General features: G+C 64.2%; 24 protein-coding genes and 2 pseudogenes. 11 read left to right on the forward strand and 15 right to left on the reverse strand.

Translation table 11 applies throughout. The features are described from left to right. Positions 1-23: 23 nt before the first annotated feature. Positions 24-1448, reverse strand: a complete 1425-nt coding sequence (locus tag ACF8MC_RS06550; protein WP_164104715.1) for an MFS transporter — start codon at positions 1446-1448, stop codon at positions 24-26. Between the two features lie 99 nt (positions 1449-1547). Here ACF8MC_RS06550 and ACF8MC_RS06555 point away from each other — a divergent pair, with 99 nt between their 5' ends. Beyond that, the gene (locus ACF8MC_RS06555) at positions 1548-2387 is read left to right on the forward strand and encodes a helix-turn-helix transcriptional regulator (protein ID WP_164104714.1); all 840 of its coding nucleotides are present in this window, start codon (positions 1548-1550) and stop codon (positions 2385-2387) included. Here ACF8MC_RS06555 and ACF8MC_RS06560 read toward each other — a convergent pair. From ACF8MC_RS06560 to prpB, 4 genes are all read right to left on the reverse strand, one after another. Continuing rightward, positions 2384-3013, reverse strand: a complete 630-nt coding sequence (locus ACF8MC_RS06560) for a LysE family translocator (protein ID WP_048321374.1) — start codon at positions 3011-3013, stop codon at positions 2384-2386. The genes ACF8MC_RS06555 and ACF8MC_RS06560 overlap by 4 nt on opposite strands. A 79-nt stretch (positions 3014-3092) precedes the next feature. Beyond that, complete coding sequence (locus ACF8MC_RS06565) at positions 3093-4544, reverse strand: bifunctional 2-methylcitrate dehydratase/aconitate hydratase (RefSeq protein ID WP_164104800.1); 1452 nt, start codon at positions 4542-4544, stop codon at positions 3093-3095. Between the two features lie 50 nt (positions 4545-4594). Further along, a complete protein-coding gene (prpC, locus tag ACF8MC_RS06570; protein WP_353038887.1) occupies positions 4595-5758 on the reverse strand; it encodes a 2-methylcitrate synthase in 1164 nt (387 codons plus the stop codon). A gap of 33 nt (positions 5759-5791) precedes the next feature. Further along, positions 5792-6682 carry a methylisocitrate lyase gene (prpB, locus tag ACF8MC_RS06575; protein ID WP_164104713.1) on the reverse strand — a complete coding sequence of 297 codons (891 nt, stop codon included), beginning with the start codon at positions 6680-6682 and terminating at the stop codon, positions 5792-5794. A 245-nt stretch (positions 6683-6927) separates the two neighbouring features. Between prpB and prpR the strand changes: the two genes are divergently transcribed. Further along, positions 6928-8517, forward strand: a complete 1590-nt coding sequence (prpR, locus tag ACF8MC_RS06580) for a propionate catabolism operon regulatory protein PrpR (RefSeq protein ID WP_164104712.1) — start codon at positions 6928-6930, stop codon at positions 8515-8517. A 3-nt stretch (positions 8518-8520) separates the two neighbouring features. Here prpR and ACF8MC_RS06585 read toward each other — a convergent pair whose 3' ends face one another. Continuing rightward, entirely contained in the window at positions 8521-9429 is a 909-nt protein-coding gene (locus tag ACF8MC_RS06585) for a DMT family transporter (RefSeq protein ID WP_033637645.1), read from the reverse strand. A 136-nt stretch (positions 9430-9565) separates the two neighbouring features. Between ACF8MC_RS06585 and ACF8MC_RS06590 the strand changes: the two genes are divergently transcribed. Beyond that, the gene (locus ACF8MC_RS06590; protein ID WP_033646897.1) at positions 9566-10000 is read left to right on the forward strand and encodes an Lrp/AsnC family transcriptional regulator; all 435 of its coding nucleotides are present in this window, start codon (positions 9566-9568) and stop codon (positions 9998-10000) included. Here the strand turns inward: ACF8MC_RS06590 and dinG are convergent, their stop codons facing one another. The 4 genes from dinG to ACF8MC_RS06610 form a co-directional block, all read right to left on the reverse strand. Beyond that, complete coding sequence (gene dinG, locus ACF8MC_RS06595) at positions 10001-12199, reverse strand: ATP-dependent DNA helicase DinG (protein ID WP_033637643.1); 2199 nt, start codon at positions 12197-12199, stop codon at positions 10001-10003. It abuts the gene before it with no gap. Between the two features lie 66 nt (positions 12200-12265). Beyond that, positions 12266-12658 carry a tautomerase family protein gene (locus ACF8MC_RS06600; RefSeq protein WP_033646903.1) on the reverse strand — a complete coding sequence of 131 codons (393 nt, stop codon included), beginning with the start codon at positions 12656-12658 and terminating at the stop codon, positions 12266-12268. Further along, positions 12648-12980, reverse strand: a complete 333-nt coding sequence (locus ACF8MC_RS06605) for a carboxymuconolactone decarboxylase family protein (RefSeq protein ID WP_164104711.1) — start codon at positions 12978-12980, stop codon at positions 12648-12650. The genes ACF8MC_RS06600 and ACF8MC_RS06605 overlap by 11 nt, the downstream gene beginning before the upstream one ends. 124 nt (positions 12981-13104) lie before the next feature. Continuing rightward, complete coding sequence (locus ACF8MC_RS06610) at positions 13105-13761, reverse strand: glutathione S-transferase family protein (RefSeq protein ID WP_041034091.1); 657 nt, start codon at positions 13759-13761, stop codon at positions 13105-13107. 241 nt (positions 13762-14002) lie between these two features. Here ACF8MC_RS06610 and ompC point away from each other — a divergent pair, with 241 nt between their 5' ends. The 3 genes from ompC to ACF8MC_RS06625 all read left to right on the forward strand — a co-directional run bounded on the left by ompC (position 14003) and on the right by ACF8MC_RS06625 (position 16979). Beyond that, entirely contained in the window at positions 14003-15100 is a 1098-nt protein-coding gene (gene ompC, locus ACF8MC_RS06615; protein ID WP_033646909.1) for a porin OmpC, read from the forward strand. 179 nt (positions 15101-15279) lie between these two features. Beyond that, positions 15280-16131 carry a GNAT family N-acetyltransferase gene (locus tag ACF8MC_RS06620; RefSeq protein ID WP_164104710.1) on the forward strand — a complete coding sequence of 284 codons (852 nt, stop codon included), beginning with the start codon at positions 15280-15282 and terminating at the stop codon, positions 16129-16131. A gap of 17 nt (positions 16132-16148) precedes the next feature. Continuing rightward, the gene (locus ACF8MC_RS06625) at positions 16149-16979 is read left to right on the forward strand and encodes a 5'-nucleotidase, lipoprotein e(P4) family (protein WP_033646913.1); all 831 of its coding nucleotides are present in this window, start codon (positions 16149-16151) and stop codon (positions 16977-16979) included. Between the two features lie 3 nt (positions 16980-16982). Here the strand turns inward: ACF8MC_RS06625 and ACF8MC_RS06630 are convergent, their stop codons facing one another. The 3 genes from ACF8MC_RS06630 to ACF8MC_RS06640 all read right to left on the reverse strand — a co-directional run bounded on the left by ACF8MC_RS06630 (position 16983) and on the right by ACF8MC_RS06640 (position 19714). Continuing rightward, positions 16983-17501, reverse strand: a complete 519-nt coding sequence (locus tag ACF8MC_RS06630; protein ID WP_164104709.1) for a GNAT family N-acetyltransferase — start codon at positions 17499-17501, stop codon at positions 16983-16985. 2 nt (positions 17502-17503) lie between these two features. Further along, positions 17504-18073 carry a helix-turn-helix domain-containing protein gene (locus ACF8MC_RS06635; protein WP_126192624.1) on the reverse strand — a complete coding sequence of 190 codons (570 nt, stop codon included), beginning with the start codon at positions 18071-18073 and terminating at the stop codon, positions 17504-17506. A gap of 186 nt (positions 18074-18259) precedes the next feature. Beyond that, positions 18260-19714: an MFS transporter gene (locus ACF8MC_RS06640; RefSeq protein ID WP_060421402.1), complete on the reverse strand. Its 1455-nt coding sequence runs from the start codon at positions 19712-19714 to the stop codon at positions 18260-18262. Between the two features lie 103 nt (positions 19715-19817). Here ACF8MC_RS06640 and ACF8MC_RS06645 point away from each other — a divergent pair, with 103 nt between their 5' ends. From ACF8MC_RS06645 to ACF8MC_RS06660, 4 genes are all read left to right on the forward strand, one after another. Then, complete coding sequence (locus ACF8MC_RS06645) at positions 19818-20471, forward strand: metalloregulator ArsR/SmtB family transcription factor (RefSeq protein ID WP_033653420.1); 654 nt, start codon at positions 19818-19820, stop codon at positions 20469-20471. 177 nt (positions 20472-20648) lie between these two features. Next, positions 20649-21143: a DUF2878 domain-containing protein gene (locus ACF8MC_RS06650; protein ID WP_033637629.1), complete on the forward strand. Its 495-nt coding sequence runs from the start codon at positions 20649-20651 to the stop codon at positions 21141-21143. A 110-nt stretch (positions 21144-21253) separates the two neighbouring features. Beyond that, positions 21254-22174 carry a drug/metabolite exporter YedA gene (gene yedA, locus ACF8MC_RS06655; RefSeq protein ID WP_103829711.1) on the forward strand — a complete coding sequence of 307 codons (921 nt, stop codon included), beginning with the start codon at positions 21254-21256 and terminating at the stop codon, positions 22172-22174. Between the two features lie 106 nt (positions 22175-22280). Further along, the gene (locus tag ACF8MC_RS06660) at positions 22281-22457 is read left to right on the forward strand and encodes a hypothetical protein (RefSeq protein ID WP_016928550.1); all 177 of its coding nucleotides are present in this window, start codon (positions 22281-22283) and stop codon (positions 22455-22457) included. Here the strand turns inward: ACF8MC_RS06660 and ACF8MC_RS06665 are convergent. Next, positions 22445-22549, reverse strand: a pseudogene (locus ACF8MC_RS06665) (LysR family transcriptional regulator); the annotation flags it as partial. The gene ACF8MC_RS06660 and the pseudogene ACF8MC_RS06665 overlap by 13 nt on opposite strands. Before the next feature lie 83 nt (positions 22550-22632). On the opposite strand from ACF8MC_RS06665, the pseudogene ACF8MC_RS06670 reads away from it, so the two are divergent. Further along, a pseudogene (locus tag ACF8MC_RS06670) lies at positions 22633-22713 on the forward strand (dehydrogenase); the annotation flags it as partial. Positions 22714-22719: 6 nt separating this feature from the next. On the opposite strand, the gene ACF8MC_RS06675 reads toward ACF8MC_RS06670, so the two are convergent. After that, a complete protein-coding gene (locus ACF8MC_RS06675) occupies positions 22720-23481 on the reverse strand; it encodes a phosphate/phosphite/phosphonate ABC transporter substrate-binding protein (RefSeq protein WP_164104799.1) in 762 nt (253 codons plus the stop codon). Positions 23482-23489: the final 8 nt, after the last annotated feature.

Consider the following 23489-nt stretch of genomic DNA (forward strand, 5'->3'; position numbering starts at 1 on the left):
ACAGTAAAGCACCCGCCGGCGGCCTACTTAAGATCCGCTTTCTGACTATTTCGCGTGATCCGGTTTAACAAGATCAGGGCGATGCCCATCGCCAACAGATTAAATACCATGGCGCCGGCAAAGGCCTCGGCATAGCGCTCCGCCGCGCCGCCGTGCGCCAGCAGCGGCACGAAACCGACGCCGCTGACCACGATGCCCAGCGCGCCCCCCACCTGCTGCACGGTGGCAACCAGCCCCGCCGCCATGCCCGCCTGCCGCTCGTGCGCCAAACCGAGCACCAGATTCAGCAGCGGCGTCATGCTCAGCGCCTGGCCGAATCCCAGCACCACCAACCCCGGCAGCAGCCGCAGCGGATGCGCCAGCGCCGCGCCCCACAGCGCCTGCGCCATCAGCAGCGCCAGCCCGGCGGCGTAAATCGCCACGCCCGCGCTCAACGCACGGTTGCCCCAACGCAGCGCCAGCCGGGGCGCCAACATCGACGCCAGCATAAAGGCCGCGCTGGCCGGGGCGAACAGGCTGCCCGCCTGAAAAGGCGTCAGCCCCGCCCCCGCCTGCAGCAGCAGCGCGAAACATAAGAAAAACGAGGAAGCGGTGGCATAAATCGCCAGCACCACCGCCATACCCGGCGCGAAGCCCGCCTGGCGGAACAGCGCCGGATCGAGCACCGCATCGTCGCCGCGCTGCGCCAGACGGCGCTCCCAACGCAGGAAGCCCCACAGCGTCAGCATTGCCAGCGCCAACATCGGCGCGATCCACCACGGCCAGCCGCGCGCCGGCCCTTCCAGCAGCGGCAGCAGCAACAGTGACAGGCCGGTCGCCGCAAGCCCCAGGCCAACGCCATCCAGCCGCTGCGCCTGCGCCACCCGCGATTCGGGAATGCGCCGCGCCGCCCACAGCGCCAGCGCGCCGATCGGCAGATTAATCAGAAAGATCATGCGCCAGCCGCTGCCGAACAGGTTGGCCTCGATGATAAAACCACCGAGGATCTGGCCGAAGATTGCCGCCAGCCCCAGCGTCATGCCCAGCCAGGCGAAGGCGCGCCGCCGCTGTTGCGGCTCGTACAGCACCCGCATCAAGGCGTAAATTTGCGGAAACAGCAGCGCCGCCGCCGCCCCCTGCAGAATACGCGCGGCGATCAGCAGGCTGAGCGATCCCGCCAACCCGCAAAGCAATGAAGTCAGCGTGAATCCCAGCATGCCGAGGCTGAACAGGCGCCGGCGTCCGAAGCGATCGCCCAGACGCCCGCCGGCGATCAACAACACCCCAAACGCCAGTTCATAACCGGCGACGATCAACCCGACGCCGGCGAAATCGGCGGCGAATTCTCGCTGGATCACCGGCGCCGCCACGTTGACCACAAACAGATCGAACACCGTGACAAAACCGCCCAACAGCAGCACCGGCAGGCCGGCCAACCCTCGCCGCTCACGAGATAATGAATGTTCCATACCACCTCCAGAGATTATGATGGCCGCAGTATGAAACATGTTTTAAACTGTTACTATATAGCCACTTATACTATTACTAACAGCAACAGGACGGCCGCCATGCCCCCACGCACCCTCGAGCGCACTCGCCACGAACTGGCGGATTTTCTGCGTCAAAAGCGAGAACAGCTGTCGCCGCAGGCGGTCGGTTTGCCGAGCGGCAGCCGCCGCCGCACGCCGGGATTGCGGCGCGAGGAGGTCGCGGCGCTGGCCGGCGTCGGCCTCACCTGGTACACCTGGCTGGAACAAGGCAGGGAAATCAATGCGTCGGTGGCGTTTTTGGAAAACCTGGCGCGGGTGCTGCAGCTCGACGCCGCCGGCCGCTACCACCTGTTTTTATTGGCGCATCAGCGCCCGCCGGTGCCGGTCGGCCATCAGTGGTGCCAGGTCTCGCCGCTGGTGCGGCGGCTGCTGGACGATTTGGCGCTGCGGCCGGCCTACGTCATGAACCTGAGTTGGGACATCATCGCCTGGAACCCGGCGGCGCAGCGGCTGTTCGTCATCGCCGAACGCCCGCCGGAAGAGCGCAACATGTTGTGGATGCTGTTTGCCGATCCGCAGCTCAATGCGCGCCTGCTGGAGTGGCGGGCGCAGGCGCCGCAAATCCTGGCCAGCTTCCGCCGCGACTACGCTCGCGCGCCGGAGGATGAGGTGATGCGCCAACGGGTACAGGCGTTGGAGCGGGTGTCGCCGCAGTTCCGCCAGCTCTGGCGGCAGCACGACATTCACGGGCGCTGCCAGGGACGGCGCAGCTTCGCCATCCCGGAAATCGGCCCGGTCACCTTTGACCACGCCTCTTTCATCGTCGACGAAGAGAATCACCTGCGGCTGGTGATGTACAGCGCGCTGCCGGACGAACCGGCCAGCGCGGCGTTTGAAGCGCTGCTGCGTGAGGGTTAGCGGCGGCTGTCGAAAATGAGCTTGCAGGCCAGCCCGGCGAACACCCCGCTCAGCAGGTAGTTCGGCCAGCGGGCGCTGAAGCGGCGGCCGGCAAAGCGGCTTTTCATGCCGCTGACCGCCAGGATCACCCCGCCGTTAATCAGCAAGCCCACCAGATTCAGCACCGTCGCCAGCGCCAGCATCTGCACCACCACCGAGCCTGAACGCGGATCGATAAACTGCGGAAACAGCGCCAGCACGAACAGCGCCATTTTCGGGTTGAGGATATTGGTGAACAGCCCCTGGCGGAAGATGCGCGCCGTCGGCACCGCTTGCAACCCGGCGGAAGCCTGCAAACTGCTGCCGGATCGCAGCGTTTTCCACGCCAGATAAAGCAGATAGGCGGCGCCCAGCATTCTTACCGCGTCGTAAGCCAGCGGCACCGCGACGAACAGTTGCGACAACCCCAGCGCCGCCGCCAGCGCGTGGCAATACGTGCCGAGCTGAATGCCCGCCAGCGAAGCGAAACCGGCGCGCCGCCCCTGGCTGACGCTGCGCGAAGCGATCAGCAGCATATCCGGGCCGGGGGTCAGCGCCAGCGCCACGCAGGCACCGGAAAACAACAACAGCGTTGCGGCATCAATCATGAATCACCTGATAAGAAGAGGGACGGGAATGGAGCGTCCATCATAGCGGCGCCGACGTGGCTTGTCAGCGCCGCTCGCGTCAGATCACCCACAGATCGAGATACTCGTTGACCGGCATCTGCGCCAGCCGCTGCCGATCCAGCGACACCTCGAGAATGCGCTGCTGCTGCAGAGCCGGGAACTGGCGCGCCAGGTTGATTTTGAACTTCTCGACCAGCAGCGGGATGCCCTCTTCGCGCCGCCGCGCATGGCCGATAGGATACTCCACCGCCACCTCATCCAGACGGCTGCCGTCGGCGAACTCCACCGTCAGCGCATTGGCGATCGATCGTTTTTCCGGATCGTGATAATCGCGGGTGAAGGCGGGATCTTCATGGCAATGGATCTTGCCGCGCAACGCATCGATGCGCGGATCCTCGGCCACCCGATCCTCGTAGTCCGCGGCCGTCAGCCGGCCGAACAGCAGCGGGATCGCCACCATATACTGAATGCAGTGATCGCGATCCGCCGGGTTATCCAGCGGCCCCTGCTTGTCGATAATGCGCAGGCAGGCCTCGTGGGTCCGGATGCTCACCCTGGCGATGTCGGCGGCGGTTTTGCCGGCGGCCTGCATCTGGCGGTGCAGCGTCATGGCCGCTTCCACGGCGGTCTGGGCATGGAACTCCGCCGGGAACGAAATTTTAAACAGCACGTTCTCCATCACGTACGCGCCGTACGGCCGCTGGAAGCGGAAAGGTTTGCCGTTGAAAGAGACGTCGTAGAACCCCCAGGTCGGCGCCGTCAGCGCCGAGGGATAGCCCATCTCGCCGGTGGCAGCCATCAGCGCCAGCCGCACCGCGCGGGCGGTCGCATCCCCCGCCGCCCAGGATTTGCGGGTGCCGGCGTTCGGCGCATGGCGATAGGTACGCAGCGACTGCCCGTCCACCCACGCCAGCGACACCGCGTTCAGGATCTCCGCCCGGCTCAGGCCGAGCATCTGCGCCACCACCGCGGTGGACGCCACCTTCACCAGCAGCACGTGATCCAACCCCACCCGGTTAAAGGCATTTTCCAGCGCCAGGCAGCCCTGGATCTCATGCGCCTTGATCATGGCGATCAGCACCTGCCGCATGGTCAGCGGCGCTTTGCCCGCCGCCACCGCCTGGCGCGAGAGCCAGTCGGCCACCGCCAGGATCCCGCCCAGGTTGTCCGACGGGTGCCCCCACTCCGCCGCCAGCCAGGTGTCGTTGAAGTCGAGCCAGCGGATCATGGCGCCGATATTGAACGCCGCCTGCACCGGATCCAGCTGGAAACGGGTGCCCGGCACCCGGCTGCCGTTCAGCACCTCGGCGCCCGGCACCACCGGCCCCAGCAGTTTCTTGCAGGCGGGGTAGCTCAGCGCCTCCAGCCCGCAGCCGAGGGTATCGAGCAGGCAATAGTGAGCGGTGCGGTACGCCGCCGGGGTATCGACGGCCTCTTTCATTACATAATCGACGATATCGACCATTTCGCGATCGAACGGCGGACGGCCGGTGTTGGCAGACTCAAGCATCATGACTCCCAAAGGCTCCATAGTGAAAACGACACGATAACGATCGGCGCTCAGCGCTGATCCAGCGGCACGAACGCCCGCGCTTCCGGCCCGGTATAGTTGGCGGACGGGCGAATGATTTTGTTGTCCTGCCGTTGCTCGATGATGTGCGCCGACCAGCCGCTCACCCGCGCCATGACGAACAGCGGCGTGAACATTTCGGTGGGCCCCCCCAGCTGGTGGTAAGACACCGCCGAGAACCAGTCGAGGTTGGGGAACATGTTTTTGGTGTCGCGCATCACGCTTTCCAGCCGATCGGCGATGTCATACAGCTTCATCGCCCCCGCCTCCCGCGACAGGCGCAGCGCGATCTCTTTGATCACCTGATGGCGCGGATCGGAGACGGTGTACACCGGGTGCCCGAAGCCGATCACCACCTCTTTGTTGTCGATGCGGCGGCGAATGTCGGCCTCCGCTTCGTCCGGCGTTTCATAGCGTTGCTGGATCTCCAGCGACACCTCGTTGGCGCCGCCGTGCTTCGGCCCACGCAGCGCGCCAATGGCGCCGACGATCGCCGAATAGACGTCGGATCCGGTGCCGGCGATCACTCGGCCGGCGAAGGTCGAGGCGTTGAACTCATGCTCGGCGTACAGGATCAATGACGCGTGCATCGCCTGCTCCCAACTGGCGGAAGGCGCTTCGCCGTGCAGCAGGTGCAGGAAGTGGCCGCCGATGGAGTCGTCGTCGGTCTCCGGCTGAATGCGCTCGCCGTTGTGGCTGTAGTGATACCAATACAGCAGCATCGATCCCAGCGACGCCAGCAGCCGGTCGGCGATGTCGCGCGCGCCGGCCGCGCCGTGCTGCTCTTTTTCCGGCAGCGTGCAGCCAAGGGCCGAGACGCCGGTACGCATCACGTCCATCGGGTGAGACGCCGCAGGCAACGCCTCGAGCACCGTGCGCACGCTGGCGGGCAGGCCGCGCAGGGCTTTGAGACGGTGTTTGTAGGCCTGTAGCTCATCGCGGTTGGGCAACTTGCCGTGGATCAGCAGGTGGGCGACCTCTTCAAACTCGCAGTGGCGCGCGAGATCGAGAATGTCGTAACCGCGATAGTGCAGATCGTTGCCGCTGCGCCCTACGGAGCACAGCGCGGTATTCCCGGCGGGCACGCCGGATAACGCCACGGATTTTTTCGGCTTAACGCCAGTCGGGCTTTGCGGGGGGATCGCTTGGCTCATACCGTCCTCGTTTGGCTTGTGCGTGAATGGCGCCTATTCGTCGCGCTGGCGAGCGAACAGGGCGTCGAGTTTCTCTTCGAACAAATAATAGTTGATGCTTTCATACAGCTCGTTGCGGGTCTGCATGGTGTCGATGACGCTTTTCTGCGTGCCCTCCTCGCGCAGGGCGCGGTACACCCGCTCCGCCGCGCGGTTCATCGCCCGGAAGGCCGACAGCGGATACAGCGCCATATCCACCTGGGCGCTGCGCAATTCGTCGGTGGTAAACAGCGGCGTCGCGCCGAATTCGGTGATATTGGCCAGGATCGGCACCTGCGTCGCCTCAGCAAAGCGGCGGTACATGCCCAGCTCGGTGATCGCTTCCGGAAACAGCATGTCGGCCCCGGCCGCCACGTAAGCCTGAGCGCGCTCGATGGCCGCCTCCAGCCCCTCCACCGCCAGCGCATCGGTGCGCGCCATGATCACGAAGTCCGGATCGCTGCGCGCATCCACCGCCGCCTTGATGCGATCCACCATCTCTCCGGTGGAAACGATGGCCTTATTGGGGCGATGGCCGCAGCGCTTGGCGCCGACCTGATCTTCGATATGCAGCGCCGCCGCCCCGGCCTTGCTCACCGATCGCACCGTGCGGGCGACGTTGAACGCCGAAGCGCCGAAACCGCTGTCGACATCCACCAGCAGCGGCAGCGGGCAAACGTCGGTGATGCGCCGAATGTCGGTCAGCACATCGTCCAGGGTCGAAATGCCCAGATCCGGCAGCCCCAGCGAACCGGCCGCCACGCCGCCGCCGGAAAGGTAGAGGGCCTGGAATCCGGCCCGATGGGCCAGCAGCGCATGGTTGGCGTTGATCGCGCCGGCGATTTGCAGGGGTTTTTCTTTACTCAGGGCCTGACGAAAGGCGAGCCCGGGTGAGCGCAGCGTCATGACGTTTTCTCCGATTAGCCAGATGAAACAGACAGAGCAAGGGGCGGGCCAGGTTGCACTTCGGTGAGGGGAAAAATTAAAATCGATAAAAATAAGCGAGTTACAACATCTGCAGCGCCATTGGCCAGACAAAGAGGTAAAAAACGTTTCAGCTAACGTTTCAATCGCTGTTTCACGCAGAAAATTTGAAACATAACTGAAACCGGGCTACACCTAATGCAGCCACTTCCATTCGGTAACCCACCATGAGCGATCACGTCACGCCGGACAAACCGGTGATCTGGACCGTCTCCATCACCCGCCTGTTCGATCTGTTCCGAGACATCAGCCTCGAGTTCGACCATCTGGCGACCATCATCCCGATCCGCCTCGGCTTTGAGGAGGCGGTGCAGCACATCCGCGCCCGCCTGGCGACCGAGCCTTGCGACGCCATCATCGCCGCCGGCTCCAACGGCGCCTACCTGAAAAGCCGCCTGTCGGTACCGGTCATTTTGGTCAAGCCCGGCGGCTTCGACCTGCTGCAGGCGCTGAGCAAGGCGCGCAGAACCGCCGATCGGATCGGCGTCATCACCTATAAAACCCCTCTGCCCGCGCTGCTGGAGTTCCAGCAGACCTTCGATCTGCCGCTGGAGCAGCGCAGCTACGTCACCGAAGAGGACGCGCGCGGCCAGATCGCCGAGCTGAAAGCCGCCGGCATTCAGGCCGTGGTTGGAGCGGGCCTCATCAGCGAGTTGGCGGAAGAGGCCGGGCTCACCGCCATTTTTCTCTATTCCGCCGCCACCCTGCGCGCCGCCTTCAGCGATGCGCTGGACGTGACGCGCCTGATGCTGGGCGGCGGCAAACGCGGCGGCGATTACGCCGCGCGCAATACCCTGCAGCCGCGCTACGGGCTGAGCGATTTGCAAGGCGACTCCCCGCAGATGGAGCAGACGCGGCGCACCATCATGCTGTACGCCCGCTCGCCGGCGGCGGTATTAATTGAAGGAGAAACCGGCACCGGCAAGGAGCTGGCGGCGCAGGCGATCCACCGGGAATACTTTTCCCGGCGCGGCGCGCCGTCCAGGAGTGCCGCGCCGCCGTTCGTCGCCATCAACTGCGGCGCCATCGCCGAATCGTTGCTGGAGGCGGAGCTGTTCGGCTATGAGGAAGGCGCCTTTACCGGCTCACGGCGCGGCGGCCGACGCGGACTGTTGGAAACCGCCAACGGCGGCACTCTGTTTCTGGATGAGATCGGCGAAATGCCGCTGCACCTGCAAACCCGGCTGCTGCGCGCGCTGGAAGAGAAGGCCGTCACCCGGGTCGGCGGGCAGCAGCCGGTGGCGGTCGACTTTCGCGTCATCAGCGCCACCCACAACCACCTGGAGCAGGCGATTCAACGGGGCGGCTTTCGCGCCGATCTGTTCTACCGCCTGAGCGCCCTGCGGCTGCAGCTGCCGCCATTGCGGGCGCGCGGCGACGATATCGCGATGCTGGCGGAACACTTTCTGAAGCGGTCGCTGGCGGCGCTCGACGTGCCGCTGACGGAGCCGCTGCGCGCCGCCCTGGCCGGCTGTTACGCCGCGCTGAGTCATTACGCCTGGCCCGGCAACCTGCGCGAACTGCGCAACATGATGGAGCGGGTGGCGCTGATGCTGAGCACCGGCGCCGCGCCGAGCGGCGAGACGCTGCGCTGGCTGCTGCCGGAGCTGGCGGCGGGCACGCCCCCCGAGACGCCGCCAGCGCCCGTCTCCGCCCACGAAGCGCTGGCGCGGTGCGGGGGCGACCACGCCGCCGCCGCCCGGTTGCTCGGGATCAGCCGCACCACCTTATGGCGCCGGCTGAAAAAAGCGAACTGAGCATCAGCCGGCGCGCCGGCCGTCCGAGGCCGGCAGCAGCCGCGCTCGCCGCTCGCCCAGCAGGTTCATGCCCGCCGCCGCCAGCAGGATGATCGCCGCGCCCAGCAACTGCCAGGCCGACAGCCGGTGGCCAAACGCCAGGCGATCCACCAGCATGGCGGCGATCGGGTAGATGAACGACAGCGAGCCGATCAGGTTGGTCGGCAGCTTCTGCAGCGCGCCGTACATCAGCACGTACATCAGGCCGGTGTGCAGCACGCCGAGCGTCGCCAGCATGCCCCACTGCCCAGCGCTGGCCGAAACGTGGAAATCCACCAGCGGCAACAGCATCACCGCCCCTACCGCCACCTGGATCAGCGCAATAAGATGCGGCGGCGTGCCCTTCAGCCGCTTGGCCGCCAGCGCCATCAGGGCGTAGAAAAACGCCGCCCCGAGCGCCAGCGCGATGCCCGCCAAATAATGACTCTGTTCCCCCGCCTGCCGCGGCTGCGCCAGCACCACCAGCATCATGCCGCCGAACGCCAGCCCCAGCCACAGCAGCTTGCGGGCGGTCAGCCGTTCCCCCAGAAACAGCGCCCCCAGCCCCACCAGCATAAACGGCTGGGTGTTGTACACCGCCGTGGCGATGGAGATAGAGGCATAGGAATAGGCGGCAAACAGCAGCAGCCAGTTGATCACCAGCGCCACCCCACCGGCGATCGCCAGCAGCAGCGTGGCGCGCGTCAGCACATCGCGCCGCAGCTGCCCCAGCGCGCCGCACACCGCCAGCAGCACCAGCGCCCCCACCGCGCAGCGCCAAAACACCACGTTGACCACCGGCTGGCCGGACATCAGCACAAACCAGCCGATGGAGCCGGAAATCAGCATCGCCGCCGTCATCTCCAGCGAGCCGCGTTTTATCTCTGCATTCATTCTGCGTTCCTCCAAACTTGCCCAGAGGCATAGCTTGCGGCTTCGCCGGGCGGCTTTCCATAGCATAAAAAAGGCAGATATGCTTAACTGCCTTTTTCTCGTAGCTATAATAAAGAAAATACCTAACGGAGGCGTTATGGATGATATCGATCGCCAGATCCTGACTCTTTTGGCGCAGGACGCGCGCGCGTCGTTGAAGACGCTGAGCGCGCAGGTGGGGCTGTCGTCGCCGAGCACGTCGGAAAGGCTGCGGCGGCTGGAGGAAAGCGGCGTGATCCAGGGTTATACCCTGAACGTCAATCTGCAGGCGGTGGGCTACGCCTTCGAGTCGCTGGTGCGCATCAAGCCGCTGCCGGGCATGCTGAAGAAGGTCGAGCAGCTGATTCAGGCGATACCAGAGGTGGTCGAATGCGATAAGGTGACCGGCGAAGACTGCTTTATCGTGCGGCTGGTGGCGCACTCGATGGCGCAGCTCGATCACACCCTCGATCGGCTGGCCGAGCATGCGCAGAGCAACACCTCGATCGTGAAAACCACGCCGGTCAAACGCCGCCTGCCGCCGCTGCTCTAATTAACGCCGCCGCTTGCGGGCGAACGGATTGCCGCGCTTCTTCTCTTTTTTGGCCGCGTCGGCGGCGGATTTCAACGCCGCCAGATGCGCCTTGTCGGCCTCCGGCACCGCGCGCTGTTCGATCGGGAACACCGGCAGCGACGCCAACAGCCGCGAACCGTAGTTTTTGGTCAACAGCCGGCGATCGTAGATCACGATCTCGCCGTAGCATTGGTTGCTGCGGATCAGGCGGCCGACCTGCTGGATCAGGTTGAACGAGGCGCTCGGCAGGCTCTGCACTTCGAACGGATAGCGCTTCAGCGATTTCAGCCACTCGCCTTCGGTAATGATCACCGGGCTGTCGATCGGCGGGAACGCAATTTTGTGAATGTGTACCTGGGTCAGCAGCTCGCCTTTCAGATCCAGCCCTTCGGCGAACGATTGCAGCCCCACCAGCACGCTGGCGACGCCCTTCTCCACCCGCTTGCGGTGCTCTTCCACCAGCCGGTAGCGCGGCTGGTCGCCCTGCACCAGCAGCATCAGCCGCAGATCGGTCACGTAGCTGAGGAAAGTCTGCATCGCCCGGTGGCTGCTGAACAGGATCAGCATGCCTTTGTGTTTGCCGCTCGCCTGCTCGGCGCGGAAACATCGCGCCATCTCCTCAAGGTGCTCCGCCTCGTTGGCGAGCGCCGGTTCGTAGCGCATCTGCGGAATGACAATCTTGCCCTGTTCGACGTGATTGAACGGCGAAGAGAGCGTTTCGAAACGATCGCCGGCCTTCTCGCTCAGCCCGCTCATCTCCTGCAAACGCGCGAAGCTGTTCAGCGAACGCAGCGTGGCCGAGGTGACCACCACGTGCGGCACCTTGCGCCACAGCAGCTTCTCCAGCTGGTCGCTGACGCGGATGCCGACGCAGTGCAGGTAAAGATGAGTGACGTTATCGCGCAGCTCGCGCGTGACCCATTTGGAGATCGGCGCGTTGGAGGATTTGTCGAGCGCCGCCAGCCGCCACAGCTTGCTCATCGCCTCCAGATAACCCAGCGTGCGGCTCATCTGAATGATCGACCGGTGCAGGCGCACGATGTCATGCTTGCCGGTCTGCTCGGTGAGATCGTTAAGCACGAACTCCGCCAGCCCGCGCAGCGCGTCGGTCAGTTTGAACAACCGCGCGCAGCTCTCCACCATCTCCGCCGGCAGCTCGCCCATTTCGAAACGGTGCTCGGCCGCCACGCTGTCGCCGGGCAGATAGGCGCTGACCTGATGCTCGAAGATCTGCACCAGCTCGCGCAGTTCCTCGCAATGGTTCTTCAGCCGCTCGCTGTTGGCCAGCCCCGGCGGATTCTTCGGCCGGTACTGCGTCATGCACTGCTCGACCTGGCGCACGATCATGTCCAGCTGCAGGTTGGTCGACAGCGCGGTGATTTCCCCGTCGATCTCCAGCGCGTCGCGCGCCACCTCCGGCAAATGGTGGCCTTCGTCCAGCACCAGCAGCAGCTCTTTCGGGTTCGGCAGCACCGATTCCGTCTCCAGCGCCGCCATCACCAGGGCGTGGTTGGCCACCACCACGTCGGCGCTCTCGATCTCTTTGCGGGCGATATAGAACGGGCATTCGCGAATGTAGTGGCAGTTGCGCCCCAGGCAGTTGGCCTTGTCGGTGCTCAGCTTGGCCCACAGCGGATCGTCGATGCTCTGCTGATAGTGATCGCGCAGCCCGTCCCACTCGAAGCGGGCCAGCGCCTTGGTCAGCTTCTGGCACAGCGCCTGCTCTTCGCCGCTGGACGGCGCCAGCTCGTCGTCGAGGAACAGCGTCAGATCGCCCTGTTGGCTGACGTCGGTGCTCATCGCCGCCAGATTGCGCGGGCACACGTAACGCCCGCGGCCAAAGGCGCCGGTAAATTTCAGATCGGGGATAATCTTTTTCAGCAGCGGCAAATCCTTGCTGTAGATCTGGTCCTGCAGCGCCACGTTGGCGGTGCTGACCACCAGCGGTTTACTCTCCGCCCGCCCGACGGCGATGCCCGGGATCAGGTATGACAGCGTTTTACCGACGCCGGTCGGCGCCTCGATCGCCAGATGGCGCGGGTAGTCGCCGGCCAGCGTCTTCGCCACCTCGGCGATCATCTGGCGCTGGGGCGCACGGGAAATGAAATCCGGTATTTGCTGCTGCAGGGCTTTGTACCACTGGCCAATCTGATCTTTAACTGCGGAGGAGAGCGCCATTCAACTCTTATCTAAACGAAATGATGGCGCCATTGTCCCACAGACCGCCCGCGGCGTCAGCCCGAGTTACGCCTGCGGATCGATCATCGAGGCGCGCCCGGCGCTGAACGACCACTCGTCCAACTGGGTGGTGGTGATCACCACCATCACATCCTCGGGGCGCAGCCGCAGGTTTTCCGCCAGCAGCGCCGCCAGCCGCCCGTAGAAGCGCCGCTTGGTGTCGGTGTCGCGCGGCCGCCCGGCGGTGATGTAAAACAGCACGAAATCCGCGCTGCGCGGCCCGCCGAGATAGTCGCGATCGTAGATAAGCTCACCGGGTCGGTATTGATCGATCACCTGAAATTTATCCGTCGGCGGCACCTCGAAGGCCTCCACCAGCGCCTGATGCAGGCTGTCGGACAAGGTTTGCAGATAGTCGGCGGACTTGCCCTGATGCAGGGCGATGCGGCTAAACGGCATGGTTGTCCTCCTGTTCCAGTTCACGCAGGCGCGCCACGGCCGACGCCGCCGCGGGCCAGCTGGCGTAGAACGCCAGATGGGTGATGAGCTCGGCCAGCTGCTGGCGCGTCACGCCGTTGCGCTGCGCCAGCTGCAGGTGAAACGGCAGCTGTTCCACGCGGTTGAGCGCCACCAGCGCGGCGACGGTAATCAGGCTACGCTCGCGCGGGCTCAGCGCCGGCCGCTGCCAAATATCGTCAAACAAAACGCGGTCGCTGAGCTGCGCCAGCTTGGGGGCAATATCGCCGAACGCCTGCTGCCCGGCCTGGGATTCTGATGGCATCACACTCTCCTGTCAGTTGCGGATAGCCTTACGCTACCCGCCGCCGCAGCGAGTGAAAATCGGGATTTTCAGCAGTCTCGGTTCAGAAAAACGGGAGGGTTCCCCGCCGGGCGGCGGGGAGGCATCACGATTCCAGCGGGGCAACACCGTCGAAATGGGCGCTCAGCAACGCATTCAGCTCCGGCCGCTGTTCCACCCGCTCTGCGATGGCGTACAGCCGCGGGCAGTGTTGCCGGAACCACGCGCGGCCCGGCCGCCAGTTGCACATCACCGCCACGTACAGATCCAACGCGCTGAAGCTCTTGCCGAGAAACCACGGGCCCGCAGCGCCGGCGGCGGCGTTCAGCTGCCGCAATAAGCGCTCGCGATAATCCATTACCGCGTTTTTCAGCTGTTCCGCCCCCGCCGCCTGCGGCTGCCAGCGCTGCGGATGGTCGGCATAGGTGAAGGTGGGGTAAATCTCCGCGTTGATGAACAGCAGCCAGCGCAGAAAACGCGGCAACAGCGGCGAGCCGCCGGGCGGCGCCAGTTCGGCGTGCGGCGCGCGATCGTGCAGCAACAGAATGATCGCCGCACTCTCCGTCATCACTTCGTCATTGGGCAACACTAAGGTGGGCACCTGGCCCAACGGGTTCAGCGCCAGCAGGCGATCGCGCTCCGGGCCGTCCTGCGTGTAGTCCACCTCCTCATAGCCCCAGGGGAAAGCGGTCAACACCAACGCGGCGGCCACGATCGTCGAGCCGCAGCCCTGCGTGCCGAACAAAGTATAAGTATCGTGCATGATTCCTCCCGCAGCGGAACAAGGTATCGATAACTGTAGACCAGCCGCCGACCGTCGGCCGAAGAAAAAATTCACTCTTTACGCGACTTTTTTAATCGTTCGACATGAAAATGAATTTTTTGTCATAAATAGATCACATTACTACGGTAAAAATTCTCCGCCGCCAACAATCAGGCGGCACAGTAAAACAGCAATGCAACTGATGATAAGCGTCTTTCAATCGAATAAAGCAGGGTAACCCATGAAACGTAATCTTCTGGCCGTTATTATTCCGGCACTTTTACTTGCGCAAGCGGCACAGGCAGCAGAAATCTACAATAAAGACGGCAACAAACTCGATTTTTACGGTCGTGTAAAGGCCCTGCATTATTTCTCCGATGATGCCGGCAACGACGGTGATAAAACCTACGTGCGTATCGGCTTTAAAGGCGCGACTCAGATTAACGATATGCTGACCGGCTACGGCCAGTGGGAATATCAGATCGCCGCCAACCACACGGAATCCGACGGCACTAAAGACACCAAAACGCGTCTGGGCTTCGCCGGTCTGAAATATAAGGATCTCGGTTCCTTCGACTACGGCCGCAACTACGGCATCATTTACGACGTCGGCGCCTGGACGGATATGATCCCTGAATTCGGCGACGATGCTTATATCAAGACCGACAACTTTATGAACGGCCGTACCAACGGCGTCGCCACCTACCGTAATAACAACTTCTTCGGACTGGTCGACGGCCTGAAATTTGCCGTGCAGTACCAAGGCAAGAACGAAAACGACGGCCGCTCCGCCAGCAAGGCGAACGGCGACGGCTGGGGCCTCTCCTCCAGCTACGAAATCATCGACGGCCTGAGCGTGGGCGCCGCCTATGCCTCTTCCAACCGCACCACCACGCAAAAAGCGGGCACCTTCGGTAAAGGCGACAAGGCCGATATCTGGGCCGGTGGTCTGAAATACGACAACAACAACGTCTACCTGGCCGCGACTTATTCGCAGAGCCGCAATATCGCGCCTATTTCCGGCACCGCCACCATCAATAACAACGCCACTTCCGTTAGCGGCTTCGCCAATAAAGCGGAAGGGATTGAATTGGTCGCACAATATCAGTTCGACTTCGGTCTGCGCCCATCGCTGGGTTACGTTCAGCAGAAAGGCAAAGATATTGAAGGCATCGGCGACGTCGATCTGGTGAAATATTTCGACGTGGCGGCAACCTATTACTTCAACAAAAACATGTCCACTTATGTCGAATATAAAATCAACCAGCTCGATGACGACAACAAGCTGGGTCTGAAAAACGACGACGTGGTTGTTGTCGCCCTGACCTACCAGTTCTGATGTGATGAATGAATAACCACCACTGCAAACTTTAGCGTCACTTGATACCCAGAGTTTTATTTCGCCGGGCGGCTGCGTCCGGCTTTTTTGTTTTTATTTTCCCCCTGTCCAATCCCCCCGCTTGCCTTGCAAAAAAAACGGGTCTACATGTATAGCTTTCTCCCCGAGCGAAATCAGCCATGCATAACGACGGACGCTTCGACTTCCACAACGCCCTGCGCTACAGCAGCGACGAACTGGCGAACATCCTCAGCCACTGCTTTGAAAACTACATCGTGCGCTTCGTTGTCGACGGGCCGACCTTCGCCGCCCGTTTCGGCGCCGAAGATCTCAGCCTGAACGACAGCCTGATCGTCACACACCGCCATGAACCGGTGGCGGTGGCGCTGATCGCCCGCCGCGGCCGGCACAGCCGGGTCGCGGCCTTTTCCGTGCGCCCGGAGATGCGCGGCCAGGGCCTGGGCAAGGCGCTGATGCAGCGGCTGGTAGCAGCCGCCCGCCACCGCGGCGACCGGCGGCTGTCGCTGGAAGTGATCGAAGGCAACGACGCCGCGCTGGCGCTGTACCACCGCGCCGGGCTGCGCATCGTGCGCACCCTGACCGGCCATCAGGCGCCGGCGGAAGCTCCGCCAGGCACGGCGGAACTGCAGGCGGTCGATCCGCTGACCGTCAGCCATCGCCTGACGGCGGAAGGCGCCACCGATCTGCCCTGGCTGATCGCCCCCGAATCGCTGTTCAAGCTGCCGGGCAAACCGCAAGCCTATACGCTCAATCGCCAGGCCTACGCCGTGGTGATGCCCGGCGCCGAGCACTGCTGGCTGCGCCTGATCTACGTGCCGCCGCAGCACCGCGGCCAGGGGCATGCGCGCGCCTTGCTGGCCGCCCTGCAAACACGGTTCGCCCCTTTGCCGCTGACTGCCAACGTCGTTGTGCCCGAGGTGGCCGCCCCCTTCTTTACGCATCTTGGCTGGCGGCAGGATCCCCTGCGCCAGTTCGAGATGGATATGCTGCTGGACAGCCCACAAGAATAAAACCGAGAGAGATAACAATGGCAGGAAAACAGGCAAGGACACTCACCCTCGGCGCGGCGATTGGCGTCGCGCTGCTGACGTTGGCCGGTTGCGCGCAGCCGCCGCACACCGACGCGCAGGCCCAGCAGCGGCTGGCGGATCAGTCGGTGCTGGCGGTGAACTGGTTCCAACAGTCCGGCGAATACCGCGCGCTGGCGCATCAGGCTTTCAACAGCGCGCAGCGCGCCTTCGATCAGGCCAGGGCCGCGCCGGGCCGTAAAAAGGCGGTGGTGGTCGATCTGGATGAAACCATGCTGGACAACAGCGCCTACTCCGGCTGGCAGGCGCAGCAGGGCCAGCCGTACGACGGCGCCACCTGGGCCAAATGGACGCAGGCCGAACAGGCCGGCGCGGTGCCGGGCGCGGTGTCGTTCGCCCGCTACGTCAACGCCCATCAGGGCACGATGTTCTACGTGTCGAACCGCAAGCAGAGTGAATACGCCGCCACGGTGGCCAACATGCAGAAGCTCGGTTTCACCGGCATGTCGGAAAAGACCGTGCTGCTCAGCACCGATACCTCCAATAAGCAGGCGCGCTTCGACGCCATCAAACAAGCCGGCTACGACATCGTGGTGTACGCGGGCGACAACCTGAACGACTTCGGCGCCGCGACTTACCACCAGGACAACGCGCAGCGCCGGGCGTTCGTCAGCGAGAACCAGAACAAGTTCGGCACCGAATTCATCGTGCTGCCCAACCCGCTGTACGGCGATTGGGAAAGCGGGCTGGCCCGCGACTACAACAAGCTGACGCCGCAGCAGAAGCTGCAGGTGCGCCAACAGGCGATCAAAGCCTGGAGCGGGCGCTAAACCTCACAGCAGTTTGTACATATAGCAGGTGGCTTCCAACGCCCCGCCGTCGCTGGCGCGGGCGTAATGCGGAATGTCGCCCGCCGCCTCGAACCCCAATTGGCGGTACAACCCCTGCGCCGCGCTGCCGCTCAGGGTGTCCAGCACCAACAGGCTGCGGCGATGACGCGCCGCCAGCGCCTGCACTTCCTGCATCAACAGCCGGGCGACGCCCTGCCGCCGCGCCTGCGGGTGCACCATCAGCTTGGCCACTTCCGCCCGGTGGCGGCCGTTGTCCGGCATCGCCAACAGCAGTTGCACGGTACCGACCGGCCGACCGTTCGCCAGCGCCACCAGCATCGCACGCTCTCCCCGCGCCAGGGCCGGCAGCAGCCCCTGCCAAAATGCCCGCGCCTTCTCCACTGTAAACGGCATGACAAAACCGATGCTGGCGCCGTGCGCCACGCTGGCGTGCAGCATCTCGGCCAAGTCGGCCATGGCGCTTTGCGCCGCGTCGGCGCCCCACTGTTGCAATTCAATCATGGCTATGGCCTGCAGATAACGAGCGTGTAATGGGCCGGCTCATCGCCGGGGACATGGAAACGGGACGCGCCGAACAGGCGGTAGCGCAGGCAATCGCCGGGCGACAGCCGGAAAACGCGCCCTTCCAACGTCAGCTCCAGTTGCCCGGACAGCAGCCAGAGGTGATGCTCCAGCGCCGGAATCGACGGCAGGTCGTAATCGATCTGCGCGCCGGCATCGAGCCGGGCTTCGATAAACTCGGCCTTATACAGCGCGGCGGGAGGAGAAACGGAGCGACGGTGGAAACCGCTGACGCGATCGACCCATACTGGCTGTTGCTGTGGCCGCAACAGCTCCGGCGGTTCGTCTTCGATGTCGCTCAACAGGCGCGACATGGTCAACCCGTAGGCGGCGCACAGCCGGTTCAGCAGCGACGCCGTCGGGCTGGTTTCGGCGCGCTCCACCCGCGAGAGCGTCGCCCGGCTGAGGCCGGTGCGCTGCGCCAGCTCCTCCAGCGACCACCCCTGCTGCTGGCGCAAATCCGCCAGCCGCTGCGCCAACCTCAGGTCGGCAGTCTCCAAACCGTTATCCATCGCTCACACTCCGCCTTGAAATCCCATATAAGAGAAATAATCTCAAATTAGAGATATGGCAAGCGGATTTTAAAAAATGCCGCGCAGCGCGATGAATATCAGCATGCTCAGCAACACCACCGCCAGCATACTGCGCAGCAAGAACGCCACTATCACCGCAAACACTATCGAAGAAGGAGGAGCGTTCTAGCACTCGCGCGAGGGCGGGTTTTGTACAAGATTGCCCGTCTCGGCGCCCGGCGGCGCGATCGCCGCGCAGCGCCAGGCGCTGAATACCGCCAGCAGCGGCGCCAGCGCGAACGCCAGGAACAGCCAGCGCGCCGCCGACGCCGCGCCCGCCGCGCCGCCCGGATCGTTCAGCCCCGCCAGATTGGCGATCATCCCGGCCAGCGCCGCACCGAATGCGGTGGCGAACAGCTGCACCGTGGTAATCGAAGCGCCGGCGATATCTTTATCCGCTTCGGGCGCCACCTGCAAAATGCGCGTCAGCAGGTGCGGCCAGCCGAAGCCGATGCCGAACCCCACCAGCAACAGCGCAATGACGATCGGCGCCAGCGCCTGCCAGTGGCCGCCGGACGGCACCGGCATCAGGATCGCCAGCGCCAGCAGCCCCACCAGCACAAACAGCGGCCCGCTGACGATCGCCCGGCGAATGCCCGCCCCGCGCCAACCGGAGCTGAGGATCTCGGACAGCGTCCAGCCGGCGGCCATGGCGGCGGCAATATAGCCGGAGATCAGCGGCGACTGGCCGTGCAGCAGCTGCAGAAAATAGGGCACGAAGATCTCGCTGGTCATGCCGATCACCAGCAACGCGGTCGTGATGTAGAGCGCCGCCAGCGATGAGCCGCGCCGCAGCGCGCCGTGCGGCAACAGGCGGGCGCGCGAGTGCGCTTCGCGCTTCAGCAGCCAGGCCATCAGCACCAGCGAGAGCGCGATGCCCGCCAGGTTGATCCAGGCGCTGTGCGCCAGACTGCCGGCGGACACCGCCAGCACCGCCACGGTCAGCAACAGCAGCTGCGTGGTCGGCAACGGCGCGGCCGCCTGCTGCGCTTTGCCCTTGGGCAGGATGAGGAAGGTAAATGCGGCGTACAGCGCCATGATCGGCAGCAGAATGCCGAAGGCCCAACGCCAGGCGTTCAACTCGGCGAAAATGCCGCCCACCGCCGGCCCCACCAGGGTGGCGATGCCCCACATCGCCGAGATGAGCGCCATGGCGCGCGGCCACAAACGCTGCTCGAACACCAGGTTGATCATCGCGTAGGAGAGCGCAAAGATCAGCCCGCCGCCGAAGCCCTGCACCGTACGGCCGATCAGCATCACCGGCATGCTCGGCGCCAGCGCGCACAGCGCCGCCCCGGCGATGAAGAACAGCGAAGCCACCAGATAGGCGCTGCGCGCGCCGTAGCCGCTGAGCAGCCGGGCCGACAGCGCGGAACCGAGGATCGACGCCACCACGAACAGCGTGGTGTTCCAGGCGTAGAGATCCAGACCGCCGATATCCTGCACCACCGAGGGCAGAATGGTGGTGGCGACCAGAATATTGATGGCATGCAGCGCCACGCCGAGCGAAAGCGCGATCGCACTGGCCGCATTTTTGCCGGAGAAAAGGTCGCTCCAGCGGCTATCGTCATGGGTTATCACGGTTGTCGTCCTGTTTTCAGAGGAATGGCATTGAGTTGGTCATAAGATTGCGTTAAATTTAACAAGAGTTATCTTGGAATAAGTTAGGGCGAGGCGGAGAAATATGTCAAGAATAAACTTGGAAAATAGCGGCAGCACCGCACAATCGGTCAGTGACCGCTTGCTGACGCTATTGAAAACCCGCGGCCCACAGCAAGCTTCTGACGCAGGAAAGGTGCTCGGCACCACCGGTGAGGCGGCCCGCCAGCAGTTCGTCAAGCTGGCGAAAGAGGGGCTGGTCGAAGCGGTGGCGGAAACGCGTGGCGTGGGCCGCCCGGTGCAGCTGTGGCATTTGACCTCGGCCGGCAACGCGCGCTTTCCCGACACCCATGCGGATCTGACGGTGCAGCTGCTGCGCACCGTGCGCGACAAGCTGGGCGAACAGGCGCTCGACGTGCTGATCGAGACCCGAGAGCAGGAAAACCGCATCAACTACAAGCAGGCGATGATCGGCGCCGCCGATCTGCAGGAGCGCGTGGCGCGCCTGACCGAAATCCGCTGCCGCGAAGGCTATATGGCCGAATGGCGTCAGGAGGAAGACGGTTCCTATCTGCTGGTGGAAAACCACTGCCCGATCTGCGCCGCCGCCACCGTCTGCCAGGGCTTCTGCCGGGCGGAGCTGAGCATCTTCACCGAAGTGCTGCAGGCGCAGGTGGAGCGCGCCGAACACATTCTGGCCGGCTCGCGCCGCTGCGCCTACCGGATTTCTCTCCTGTAACGCCGGTTTTTGCCCACGTTTTCAACCGGTACAGATTATTCTGCTTGTGCATCCCGCACCTTCCCTTCTAAGGTTGAATTAACGCATATTCAGACCAACAGCGAGCCTTGCGCTCGCTCTGGCAAATCCGTCGGCGCCTGGCGCGCAGCGGCAGAGTAACCCCACGGGAGTTGAACGATGAAGAAGCCGCATGCCGGATTCTGGCTGGCGACGCTGGGACTGGGCGTCTGCTGGCTGCTGGCGCTGCTGACTCGCGATCGGCTCAACGGCATCCTGCTGGCCGGCGCGGCGCTGGCGCTGATCTTTACCCCGGCCGCCCGCCGTAAAGGCGCGGCCCTGGCCGCCCTGGGCGGTATCGGCATGGATGGGCTGTGGAGCTACAGCGGCGTGCTGCACTACAGCGGGCAACACGGCCTGCCGCTCTGGACCATCGCGTTATGGATCGGCTTCGGCTGCTGGTGGTATTGGCTGCTGGACGTGGTCAGAGCGGCTCCCTGGCCGCTGGCGGTGCTGGGCGCCGCCGTCGGCCCCTTCGCCTACGCCGTGTCCTGGAAGCTGGATGCGTTGCTGCCCGGCGTGCCGCCGGAGTTCATGCTGCTGCTGCTGGCCGTCGGCTGGTCGATTTACCTGCCGGCCGTCAGCTGGCTGCAGTGGAAGCGGCGGGACAGCTGAACGGCGGGCGGCGGCCGGGAAAAATAATGCCGAAAGCCATTGCTTATCGGTTGCCCGATCGGGTTTACTGAGCGTTCTAATAATAATCACCCCTGCAAAAACATATCCCTATGCTTAGCCAACAAAGCCGTAGCGTCCTGCCGTTAATCGGGGCGTTGTTCACGTTATATATCGTTTGGGGTTCCACCTATTTCGTCATTCGCCTCGGCGTCGCGCAGTGGCCGCCGCTGATGATGGCCGGCATTCGCTTCCTGGTTGCCGGTATCCTGCTGTTCAGTTTCCTTGTCTGGCGCGGCCACGCGCTGCCGACGCCGAAGCAGTGGCTGGCCGCCGGCGCCATCGGCATTCTGCTGCTGGCGGTGGGCAACGGCCTGGTGACGGTGGCGGAGCACCAACACGTGCCGTCCGGCATCGCCGCGGTGATGGTGGCGACGGTGCCGCTGTTCACCCTCTGCTTCAGCCTGCTGTGGGGGATGCGCAACACCAAACTGGAATGGGCCGGCATCGCGCTCGGTCTGGTGGGCATCGTGCTGCTTAATACCGGCAACAACCTGGTGGGCAACCCGACCGGCGCGCTGCTGATTTTGCTGGCGTCGGCCAGCTGGGCCTTCGGGTCGGTACTGGGATCGCGCATCTCGCTGCCGGCCGGGCCGATGGCCGGCGCGGCGGAGATGCTGGTCGCCGGCGTGGTGTTATTGGCAGCCAGTCAGCTGAGCGGCGAGCGTCTGACTCAGATGCCGAGCACCGGCGGCTTTCTGGCGCTGGGTTATCTGATCGTCTTCGGCTCGATGCTGGCGATCAGCGCCTATATGTTCTTGTTGAAGAACGTGCGCCCGGCGGTCGCCACCAGCTACGCCTACGTCAACCCGGTGGTGGCGGTGCTGCTCGGCATCGGCTTTGCCGGCGAATCGCTGGCGCCGCGCGAGTGGCTGGCGCTGGTGATCATCGTGGCGGCGGTGGTGCTGGTGACGCTGGGAAAATACCTGTTCGCCCGCCCGGCCCGCGTGCAGGCCATCGACAGCGAACGGTAGCGATCGCAAAGGGCGGTCTGCGGGCCGCCGTTAAAAACGATTCTTGTTTCACCCGGCGAAGGGGCTATAATTCCCGCTGTTCCAAGCAACCTGCGAAATTATTCCTATGCTGAAAAAAGCGTTCGTCATCGTCATCGCCCTGTGCGCCTTCGGTTCTTTGGGCGGCGTATTCCTCGCCGGGCTGAACATCTACACCCGTTCCACCACCCCGCACGAAGAAAGCGCGCCTGCCGGGGATGCCGCCGCCACGCCGGCGCAAACCGAAACCCTTCAGGCCAAGTGATCGTCCAGCCAGCGCTGGCAGCGCAGCTGTAAAAAGCGCTGCAGCCGCCTGACGCGTTCCGACACCTGCGAGCGATGCGGGCACAAGGCATTTCGAGCAGTTCCTCACCGCGCCATAGCCGCCTTCCCCACGCCGGGGAGAAAAACGACGCGCTGCGCCTGATGCAGGCCGACGCGCGGCGGGTTACCTGCTGGCGCTGGAGAACGGCTTCGTCACCGGCAGCGCGATCGACATCGACGGCGGCGGCCTGCTGTAACGGCGGCTAGAGCGCCGTCACGCCCTGGGCGGCGGCCTGCTGTTCCAGCACGGTGATAATCTGGTAGGCCGAACGCGGCACCAGGCTGAAATCGCCGATCAGCAGGCGATCGCTGACCGCCTCATCCAGCATCGCCCGGGCGCCGGCGCGCAGGATTTCCACCTGTTCCGGCGGCGTACCCGCCGCGGTGATCATCGGCAGACCGGGCACCGCCGCCGTGCGGCCGATGATTTTCAGCCCCTCCAGTGCCTGCGGCTGCGCCCGGCGCAGCAGTTCCATGCTGATCGAATCGATGGCGGCGATATCCGCCTGCCCGCTGCGGATAAGCTTCAGCGACTGATAATGCGCGCCGGAGGCAATCGCCGCACCAAAGAATTTCCCGTCCTGCGCCAGCGGCGCGATCAGCGCGCGCAGGCCGTTGTAGCCGGATTGGGAATCGGTGCTGTTATAGGCCACCGTCCGGCCGCGAAAATCCGCCAGCCGTTCGCCGGGGTCGCCCGCGCGCACCACCAGCCAGCTGCGGTAATTCGGCCCGTCGCACCCCTCAACCCGATAATGGTAGGTGCCGATCAGCTGCACCTGCGGCAGAGTGCTGACCAACGGATAACCGCAGGTTTGGCTGAGCAGCAGATCGTCGCGCCGCCAGTGCTGCGCCAAATCGTCCGGCCAGCTGAGCCGCTCCGGCGCCGCCGGCAGCCCCAGGCGCAGCAGCTTGTCGCGCAATACCTGCCAGAAAGATTCGGCCTGCTCCCGGCCAACGCCGTACATCGGTAGAG

Source organism: Serratia sp. LACPHL-BACT-2024-00286, assembly GCF_043109535.1.
Classification (GTDB): Bacteria; Pseudomonadota; Gammaproteobacteria; order Enterobacterales; family Enterobacteriaceae; genus Serratia; species Serratia sarumanii.

What these genes read in the sequence shown, in the direction of transcription:
- ACF8MC_RS06550 (WP_164104715.1), bottom strand. Translation starts at nt 1,448, where the DNA reads ATGGAACATTCATTATCTCGTGAGCGGCGAGGGTTGGCCGGCCTGCCG.
- ACF8MC_RS06555 (WP_164104714.1), top strand. Translation starts at nt 1,548, where the DNA reads ATGCCCCCACGCACCCTCGAGCGCACTCGCCACGAACTGGCGGATTTT.
- ACF8MC_RS06560 (WP_048321374.1), bottom strand. Translation starts at nt 3,013, where the DNA reads ATGATTGATGCCGCAACGCTGTTGTTGTTTTCCGGTGCCTGCGTGGCG.
- ACF8MC_RS06565 (WP_164104800.1), bottom strand. Translation starts at nt 4,544, where the DNA reads ATGCTTGAGTCTGCCAACACCGGCCGTCCGCCGTTCGATCGCGAAATG.
- prpC (WP_353038887.1), bottom strand. Translation starts at nt 5,758, where the DNA reads ATGAGCCAAGCGATCCCCCCGCAAAGCCCGACTGGCGTTAAGCCGAAA.
- prpB (WP_164104713.1), bottom strand. Translation starts at nt 6,682, where the DNA reads ATGACGCTGCGCTCACCCGGGCTCGCCTTTCGTCAGGCCCTGAGTAAA.
- prpR (WP_164104712.1), top strand. Translation starts at nt 6,928, where the DNA reads ATGAGCGATCACGTCACGCCGGACAAACCGGTGATCTGGACCGTCTCC.
- ACF8MC_RS06585 (WP_033637645.1), bottom strand. Translation starts at nt 9,429, where the DNA reads ATGAATGCAGAGATAAAACGCGGCTCGCTGGAGATGACGGCGGCGATG.
- ACF8MC_RS06590 (WP_033646897.1), top strand. Translation starts at nt 9,566, where the DNA reads ATGGATGATATCGATCGCCAGATCCTGACTCTTTTGGCGCAGGACGCG.
- dinG (WP_033637643.1), bottom strand. Translation starts at nt 12,199, where the DNA reads ATGGCGCTCTCCTCCGCAGTTAAAGATCAGATTGGCCAGTGGTACAAA.
- ACF8MC_RS06600 (WP_033646903.1), bottom strand. Translation starts at nt 12,658, where the DNA reads ATGCCGTTTAGCCGCATCGCCCTGCATCAGGGCAAGTCCGCCGACTAT.
- ACF8MC_RS06605 (WP_164104711.1), bottom strand. Translation starts at nt 12,980, where the DNA reads ATGCCATCAGAATCCCAGGCCGGGCAGCAGGCGTTCGGCGATATTGCC.
- ACF8MC_RS06610 (WP_041034091.1), bottom strand. Translation starts at nt 13,761, where the DNA reads ATGCACGATACTTATACTTTGTTCGGCACGCAGGGCTGCGGCTCGACG.
- ompC (WP_033646909.1), top strand. Translation starts at nt 14,003, where the DNA reads ATGAAACGTAATCTTCTGGCCGTTATTATTCCGGCACTTTTACTTGCG.
- ACF8MC_RS06620 (WP_164104710.1), top strand. Translation starts at nt 15,280, where the DNA reads ATGCATAACGACGGACGCTTCGACTTCCACAACGCCCTGCGCTACAGC.
- ACF8MC_RS06625 (WP_033646913.1), top strand. Translation starts at nt 16,149, where the DNA reads ATGGCAGGAAAACAGGCAAGGACACTCACCCTCGGCGCGGCGATTGGC.
- ACF8MC_RS06630 (WP_164104709.1), bottom strand. Translation starts at nt 17,501, where the DNA reads ATGATTGAATTGCAACAGTGGGGCGCCGACGCGGCGCAAAGCGCCATG.
- ACF8MC_RS06635 (WP_126192624.1), bottom strand. Translation starts at nt 18,073, where the DNA reads ATGGATAACGGTTTGGAGACTGCCGACCTGAGGTTGGCGCAGCGGCTG.
- ACF8MC_RS06645 (WP_033653420.1), top strand. Translation starts at nt 19,818, where the DNA reads ATGTCAAGAATAAACTTGGAAAATAGCGGCAGCACCGCACAATCGGTC.
- ACF8MC_RS06650 (WP_033637629.1), top strand. Translation starts at nt 20,649, where the DNA reads ATGAAGAAGCCGCATGCCGGATTCTGGCTGGCGACGCTGGGACTGGGC.
- yedA (WP_103829711.1), top strand. Translation starts at nt 21,254, where the DNA reads ATGCTTAGCCAACAAAGCCGTAGCGTCCTGCCGTTAATCGGGGCGTTG.
- ACF8MC_RS06660 (WP_016928550.1), top strand. Translation starts at nt 22,281, where the DNA reads ATGCTGAAAAAAGCGTTCGTCATCGTCATCGCCCTGTGCGCCTTCGGT.
- ACF8MC_RS06675 (WP_164104799.1), bottom strand. Translation starts at nt 23,481, where the DNA reads ATGTACGGCGTTGGCCGGGAGCAGGCCGAATCTTTCTGGCAGGTATTG.